10 protein-coding genes are annotated in these 6,846 nt (G+C 72.1%); 2 read left to right on the top strand and 8 right to left on the bottom strand.

Annotation, left to right across the window (positions count from 1 at the left end; genetic code table 11):
* Window positions 1–227 precede the first annotated feature (227 nt).
* Genes hisF through hisD form a run of 8 tightly spaced genes read right to left on the bottom strand, consistent with a single transcriptional unit; the run spans window position 228 to window position 6,056 of the window.
* On the bottom strand, window positions 228–980 hold the full coding sequence (hisF, locus tag AB0K82_RS38845) for an imidazole glycerol phosphate synthase subunit HisF (RefSeq protein WP_364406999.1): 753 nt from the start codon (window positions 978–980) through the stop codon (window positions 228–230).
* Window positions 977–1,381, bottom strand: a complete 405-nt coding sequence (locus tag AB0K82_RS38840; RefSeq protein ID WP_364406997.1) for a RidA family protein — start codon at window positions 1,379–1,381, stop codon at window positions 977–979. Before AB0K82_RS38840 ends, hisF begins: the two co-directional genes overlap by 4 nt.
* The gene (priA, locus tag AB0K82_RS38835; RefSeq protein ID WP_364406994.1) at window positions 1,378–2,106 is read right to left on the bottom strand and encodes a bifunctional 1-(5-phosphoribosyl)-5-((5-phosphoribosylamino)methylideneamino)imidazole-4-carboxamide isomerase/phosphoribosylanthranilate isomerase PriA; all 729 of its coding nucleotides are present in this window, start codon (window positions 2,104–2,106) and stop codon (window positions 1,378–1,380) included. The genes AB0K82_RS38840 and priA overlap by 4 nt, the downstream gene beginning before the upstream one ends.
* A 3-nt stretch (window positions 2,107–2,109) precedes the next feature.
* Window positions 2,110–2,442 (bottom strand): hypothetical protein, encoded by a 333-nt coding sequence (locus AB0K82_RS38830; RefSeq protein WP_364406992.1) that lies wholly within the window; start codon window positions 2,440–2,442, stop codon window positions 2,110–2,112.
* A complete protein-coding gene (gene hisH / locus AB0K82_RS38825) occupies window positions 2,442–3,068 on the bottom strand; it encodes an imidazole glycerol phosphate synthase subunit HisH (protein WP_364406989.1) in 627 nt (208 codons plus the stop codon). The genes AB0K82_RS38830 and hisH overlap by 1 nt, the downstream gene beginning before the upstream one ends.
* Window positions 3,065–3,655 carry an imidazoleglycerol-phosphate dehydratase HisB gene (hisB, locus tag AB0K82_RS38820; protein ID WP_360878822.1) on the bottom strand — a complete coding sequence of 197 codons (591 nt, stop codon included), beginning with the start codon at window positions 3,653–3,655 and terminating at the stop codon, window positions 3,065–3,067. The genes hisH and hisB overlap by 4 nt, the downstream gene beginning before the upstream one ends.
* A gap of 23 nt (window positions 3,656–3,678) precedes the next feature.
* Window positions 3,679–4,752 (bottom strand): histidinol-phosphate transaminase, encoded by a 1,074-nt coding sequence (locus AB0K82_RS38815; RefSeq protein ID WP_364406986.1) that lies wholly within the window; start codon window positions 4,750–4,752, stop codon window positions 3,679–3,681.
* A complete protein-coding gene (gene hisD, locus AB0K82_RS38810) occupies window positions 4,749–6,056 on the bottom strand; it encodes a histidinol dehydrogenase (protein WP_364406985.1) in 1,308 nt (435 codons plus the stop codon). The genes AB0K82_RS38815 and hisD overlap by 4 nt, the downstream gene beginning before the upstream one ends.
* A gap of 146 nt (window positions 6,057–6,202) precedes the next feature.
* Here hisD and AB0K82_RS38805 point away from each other — a divergent pair, with 146 nt between their 5' ends.
* Window positions 6,203–6,439: an antitoxin gene (locus AB0K82_RS38805; RefSeq protein ID WP_364406982.1), complete on the top strand. Its 237-nt coding sequence runs from the start codon at window positions 6,203–6,205 to the stop codon at window positions 6,437–6,439.
* A complete protein-coding gene (locus AB0K82_RS38800; RefSeq protein WP_364406979.1) occupies window positions 6,436–6,819 on the top strand; it encodes a type II toxin-antitoxin system VapC family toxin in 384 nt (127 codons plus the stop codon). Before AB0K82_RS38805 ends, AB0K82_RS38800 begins: the two co-directional genes overlap by 4 nt.
* The last annotated feature ends 27 nt before the right edge of the window (window positions 6,820–6,846 follow it).

The following is a 6,846-nucleotide window of genomic DNA, read 5'->3' as shown; positions in this document are numbered from 1 at the left end:
GCGGGGGGGGGGCGGTTTACAGGCGGGGGCGGTGTGCGGCGCGGCGCCGAGGCGGCGTACGGAGCGGCGCCGCGACAGCGCGCCGAGGCGACACGGCACGGAGCGGCGCGGAGCGGCGCGAGGACGGTACGCCCAGGCGGCGCGGAGCGGCGCCGCGACCGCATGCCGAGGCGGCGCGGAGCGGCGCCGGGGGCGCGTGCCAGGGTGGCGCGGGGCGGCGCCGCCGGTCAGCGGACCGGGTGGCCGGCCCCGCGCAGCGACTCCTTGACGTCGCCGATCTTGAGGTCGCCGAAGTGGAACACGCTCGCGGCCAGTACCGCGTCGGCGCCCGCGTCGATCGCGGGGGCGAAGTGCTCGATCGCGCCGGCTCCCCCGCTCGCGATGACCGGGACGCTCACCACCGCGCGTACCGCGCGCAGCATCTCCAGGTCGAAGCCGTTCTTGGTGCCGTCGGCGTCCATGGAGTTCAGCAGGATCTCCCCGACGCCCAGTTCCTCGCCGCGCCGCGCCCACTCGATCGCGTCCAGGCCGGTGCCGCGCCGCCCGCCGTGCGTGGTGACCTCGAACCCGGAGGCGGACCGGCGGGCGTCCACCGACAGCACGATGCACTGCGAGCCGAACCGGTGCGCCGCCTCCCGGAGGAACTCCGGCCGGGCGATCGCCGCGGTGTTGATCGACACCTTGTCCGCACCGGCCCGCAGCAGCCGGTCGACGTCGTCGACGGTACGGACGCCGCCGCCCACCGTCAGCGGGATGAACACCTGCTCGGCCGTGCGGCGCACGACCTCGTACGTCGTCTCACGGCCGCCGCTGGAGGCGGTGATGTCGAGGAAGGTGAGCTCGTCGGCGCCCTCGGCGTCGTAGCGCCGGGCCAGTTCGACCGGGTCGCCGGCGTCCCGGAGGTTCTCGAAGTTGACCCCCTTGACCACCCGCCCGGCGTCGACGTCCAGGCAGGGAATCACCCGAACCGCGACACTCATGTTCTCTCTCCGTCCTGAAGCGCCTCGGAGTAGGCGTCCACCTCGATCTCCACCAGCATCCGGTGGTCGATGAACGCGGAGACCTCGATCATCGTCGCGGCCGGGCGGACCTCGCCGAAGAGCTCGCGGTGCGCCCGGCCCACGGCCTCGGCGTCGGCGATGTCCCGGACGTACATGCGGGTCCGCACGACGTCCTCAACCGAGGCGCCGGCCTTCTCCACGGCCTGCAGCGCGATGCCGAACGCGGTCTTCGTCTGGCCGTACGCGTCGTTCTCGTACCGCACCTCGCCGTCCACCGTCGAGGTGCAGCCCGCGACGAGCACCCACGGCCCGGCCACGACCACCCGGGAGTACCCGACCATGTCCTCCCAGGGACCGCCGGAGGAGATCCGCTTGATCACGCGCCCGCTCCCACCGTGGCCAGGGCCTCTTCCAGGGTGAACGCGCCGGCGTACAGGGCCTTGCCGACGATCGCGCCCTCGACGCCCACCGGCACCAGCCCGGCGAGCGCGCGCAGGTCGTCCAGTGACGAGACGCCGCCCGAGGCGACCACGGGGCGGTCGGTGCGGGCGCAGACCTCGCGGAGCAGGTCGGTGTTCGGCCCGCGGAGGGTGCCGTCCTTGGTCACGTCCGTGACGACGTAGCGCGGGCAGCCGTCCGCCTCCAGGCGCTCCAGCACCTCCCACAGGTCGCCGCCCTCGCGGGTCCAGCCCCGTGCCGCGAGCGTGGTGCCGCGCACGTCCAGCCCCACCGCGATCTTGTCCCCGTGCTCGGCGATGATCTTCCGGCACCAGTCGGGGTTCTCCAGCGCGGCGGTGCCGATGTTGACCCGCGAGCAGCCGGTCGCCAGCGCCGCCGCGAGGGAGTCGTCGTCGCGGATCCCGCCGGACAGCTCCACCTTCACGTCCAGCTTGCCGATCACGTCGGCGAGCAGCTCGCGGTTGGACCCCCGGCCGAACGCGGCGTCCAGGTCGACCAGATGGATCCACTCCGCGCCCGCGCTCTGCCAGGCCAGGGCCGCCTCGACCGGCTCACCGTAGGAGGTCTCGGTGCCGGCCTCCCCCTGCACCAGACGTACGGCCTGACCGGCCGCGACGTCGACGGCGGGCAACAGTACCAGGGACATGTCTTAAGACCTCCGGTCGAAGGCGAGCGTGACGAACACCGGGACCAGGAACACCGACAGGGCCAGCACCCCGAGCCGCCCGGTCCACGAGGACAGATATATCCAGGCGACCACCTGGATGAGCACGAAGACCACCGCGACGATGGCGTTCTGCTCGCGGCGCCGCCGGGCGAGGATTCCGCCCGGCCGCCCGGACCGGCGCGGCAGGAGCCGCGTGACCCGGGCGATCCGGGCCCGGCGCCGCGCCTTACGCGCGTCCCGGCGGGCGGCCTCGGCGGCGGCGCGCTGCCGCGCCGCCTCCCGTTCCGCCCGGCGCCGCTGACGCTCCTTGCTCATCAGAGCGTCGACAGCCAGTTCTTCAGGACGACGGCGCCGGCGTCGCCGGACTTCTCCGGGTGGAACTGCGTGGCGCTCAGCGGGCCGTTCTCCACCGCCGCGACGAAGCGCTCGCCGTGCTCGCTCCAGGTCACCAGCGGCGGGGTGAACCGGCCGGGCGGCATGTCCCAGCGGCGCACGCCGTACGAGTGCACGAAGTAGAACCGCGTGTCGGGGTCCAGGCCCGCGAACAGCACGGTGCCCTCCGGCGACTCGACGGTGTTCCAGCCCATGTGCGGCAGGATCGGCGCCTCGATCCGCTCCACCGTGCCCGGCCACTCGGCACAGCCGTCGGTGGTGATCCCGTGCTCCACGCCCTTCTCGAACAGGATCTGCATGCCGACGCAGATGCCGAGCACCGGGCGGCCGCCGGCGAGCCGGCGGCCGATGATCTGCTCACCGCGGACGCCGCGCAGCCCCTTCATGCACGCCGCGAAGGCGCCGACGCCCGGGACCACCAGGCCGTCGGCGTTCAGCGCGGCGTCGAAGTCGGCGGTGACGGTGACGTCCGCCCCGGCCCGGGCGACGGCGCGCTCGGCGGAGCGGAGGTTGCCCGATCCGTAGTCGAGGACGACGACGTTCTTCACAGCGTGCCCTTCGTCGAGGGGATGCCGTGCGCGCGGGGATCGTGGGCGACGGCGTCCCGCAGCGCCCGTGCCAGGGCCTTGAACTGCGCCTCGACGATGTGATGCGCGTTGCGCCCGTACGGGACGTGCACGTGCAGGCAGATCGCGGCGTTGAACACGAACGCCTCGAAGATGTGGCGGGTCATCGTCGTGTCGTAGTCCGGGCCGATCATCGGGGCGATGCCCTCCGGCTCGGTGTGCACGAGGTACGGCCGGCCGGACAGGTCGACCGTCACCTGGGCGAGCGTCTCGTCCAGCGGCACGCTGGCGTCGGCGAACCGCCGGATGCCGGACTTGTCGCCCAGAGCCTCGCGGAACGCCTGACCGAGGGCGATCGCGGTGTCCTCGATCGTGTGGTGACTGTCGATGTGCAGGTCACCGGAGGTCTTCACGGTCAGGTCGAACGACCCGTGCTTGCCCAGCTGCGTCAGCATGTGGTCGAAGAAGCCGACGCCGGTGGCGACGTCCACCCGCCCGGTACCGTCCAGGTCGACCTCCACGACGACCTGCGTCTCCTTCGTGCCCCGCTCGACGCGTCCGGTGCGCATCCGCTTCTCTCCTCCGTTGGAACTCATACGCTTGCCTTGAGGGCGGCGCGGAAGGCCGCCATCTCCTCCGGCGTGCCGACGCTGACCCGCAGCCACTCCGGCGGACCGACCTCACGGATCAGCACGCCGCGGTCGAGGATGCCCTGCCAGACGGCCCGCCGGTCGGCGAACCGGCCGAGCAACACGAAGTTGGCGTCGGAGTCGGCCACCTCGAAGCCCTCCCCGCGCAGCCAGCCGACGAGGGCGTCCCGCTCGGCGCGCAGCGCCTCGACCGCGCCCAGCAGCTCATCCTGGTGGGCGATGGCGGTGCGCGCCACCGCCTGCGTCACCGCCGAGAGGTGGTACGGCAGGCGCACGAGCAGCAGCGCGTCGATGACAGCGGGGTCCGCGGCGAGATAGCCGACGCGGGTGCCCGCCATCGCGAACGCCTTGCTCATCGTCCGCGTGACGATCAGCCGGGGGTTGCCGGGCAGCAGCGAGAGCGCGCTCGGCGTGCCCTGCCGGCGGAACTCGGCGTACGCCTCGTCGACCACCACCATGCCCGGCGCCACGGCCAGAACCGCCTCGATCGCCTCGAGCGGCAGCGAGGTGCCCGTCGGGTTGTTCGGCGAGGTCAGGAAGACGATGTCGGGGCGGTGCTCCTCGATCGCCGCGACCGCGCGCTCGGCCTCCAGCCCGAAGTCCTCGTCGCGGTACGCGTCGATCCACGCGGTGCCGCTGACCCGCGTGATGATCGGGTGCATGGAGTACGACGGTTCGAAACCCAGCGCGCTACGGCCCGGGCCGCCGAACGCCTGCAGGATCTGCTGAATGATCTCGTTCGAGCCGTTGGCCGCCCAGACCTGCCGGGCGGTGACGCCGTGGCCGAGGTAGTCGGCGAGGTCCTTGCGCAGCTCGACGGCGTCGCGGTCGGGGTAGCGGTTGAGTCCGCCGGCGACCTCGGCGACCGCGCGGCCGAGCGCCTCGACCAGTCGCGGCGACGGCGGGTAGGGGTTCTCGTTCGTGTTGAGCCGCACCGGCACGTCGAGCTGCGGCGCGCCGTACGGCTCCCGCCCCCGCAGGTCGTCGCGGATCGGAAGGTCGCGCAAGGACGTCACTCGGGGATACCCCAATCGAACCGGGCCTTCATGGCGGCGCCGTGGGCGGGCAGGTCCTCGGCCTCGGCGAGCGTGACGACCCGCCCGGTCACGTCCGCCAGGGCGGCCTCGTCGTAGTCGACGACGTGGATGCCGCGCAGGAAGGTCTGCACCGACAGGCCGCTGGAGTGGCAGGCGCACCCGCCCGTGGGCAGCACGTGGTTCGAGCCGGCCATGTAGTCGCCGAGCGACACCGGGGCGTGCGGCCCGACGAAGATCGCGCCGGCGTTGCGCACCCGGCTCGCGACCGTGCGGGCGTCGGCGGTCTGGATCTCCAGGTGCTCGGCGGCGTACGCGTCGACGACCTTCAGCCCGGCGTCGACGTCGTCAACGAGCACGATCCCGGACTGGCGGCCGGCCAGGGCCGCGGTGATCCGCTCGGTGTGCTTGGTCCGCGTGACCTGCTCGGTCAGCTCGCGCTCGACCGCGGCGGCGAGCTCCTCGGAGTCGGTGACCAGGACGGCGGCGGCCAGCGTGTCGTGCTCGGCCTGGCTGATCAGGTCCGCGGCGACGTGCACCGGGTCCGCGGTGGCGTCGGCCAGCACCGCGACCTCGGTCGGACCGGCCTCGGAGTCGATGCCGATGACGCCCTTGAGCAGGCGCTTGGCGGCCGCGACCCAGATGTTGCCGGGCCCGGTGACCATGTCGACGCGCCGGCACTCCTCGGTGCCGTAGGCGAACATCGCGATGGCCTGCGCGCCGCCCGCGGCGTACACCTCGTCGACGCCGAGCAGGGCGCACGTGGCGAGGATCGTCGGGTGCGGCAGGCCCCCGAACTCCTGCTGCGCCGGCGAGGTGACGGCGAGGGACTCGACCCCCGCCTCCTGCGCGGGCACGACGTTCATGACGACGCTGGAGGGGTAGACGGCCTGACCGCCGGGGACGTAGAGCCCGACCCGTTCCACCGGCACCCAGCGTTCGGTGACGGTGCCGCCGGGGACCACCTGCGTGGTGACGTCGGTGCGCCGCTGCGCGCGGTGGACGACGCGGGTGCGGCGGATGCACTCCTCGAGCGCGTCGCGGACGGCGGGGTCGAGTTCTTCGAGGGCACGGCCGATGGCCGCCTCGGGCACCCGCAGCGCCCCGACCTCGATCCCGTCGAAGCGCGCGGTGTAGTCCCGTACGGCCTCGGCGCCACGATGGCGTACGTCATCGCAGATGGGCCGCACCTTCTCCAGGGCGGCCTCAACGTCGAGCTCGGCTCTCGGCAGCACGGTGCGCAGGTCGTCCGGCAGGGACCCGCGCAGGTCGATACGGGATATCACCTGATCAGTCTACGAAGGAGCTCCACCCACCCGGACGCCCGTCTCACCCAACGAGACGTCAGGAAGTATGCAAGTGACATCACTTTGGTGCCTTGGCATGCTGGACATGCAAAATGCTTGAGATCTCTCGAGACATGGACGAGGAGATGGACAAGACACTGCAGGTTCGCGGCCTGGACGAGGAGACCGTGGCCGAGTTGAAAGCCAGGGCCGCCCGCGCCCGGATGTCACTGTCCGCCTACGTGGCACAGATCCTGACCGAGATCGCGACCCGGCCGACGCCCGACGAGGTCCGGGAGAGACTGCTCGCCCTCCAGGAGCTCGGCGGCGGAGCCAGCCGGGAGGACATCCTCACCGAGGTTCGAAAGACCCGCGAATCATGATCGTCATCGACAACTCCGCCCTGGTGGAGGCGCTGATCGGCGCGTCACCGTCGAAGGAGCTGGTCACGGTGGTCGCCGAGGAGCAGCTCCATGTCCCCCAATTGATCGACTACGAGTTCCGCAGTGCCCTGCGTGGCCTGCTCCTGGCGGGCAAGGTGACCCCGTCCAGGGCCGAGGGAGCACGGATCGTGAAGGAGAGCCTGCCGCTCACCCGTCACTCCGACGATGTCACGGGCGACCGTGCCTGGGATCTCCGCGGCGACTTCAACGCGTACGACGCGACCTATGTGGCTCTGGCGGAGCTTCTCGACTGTCCGCTGGTGACCGCTGACGCCAAGATCGCTCGTGAGGTCCGGACCGTACGGGTAGAGCTGCACTGATCAGTACGCCTGGGCCTTTCCCCGGCC

The sequence above is a fragment of the Actinoallomurus sp. NPDC052274 genome (assembly GCF_040679475.1).
Lineage (GTDB): Bacteria > Actinomycetota > Actinomycetes > Streptosporangiales > Streptosporangiaceae > Actinoallomurus > Actinoallomurus liliacearum.
Note: the sequence above shows the minus strand (reverse complement) of the source record. Positions and strands in the feature narration are given on the sequence as shown.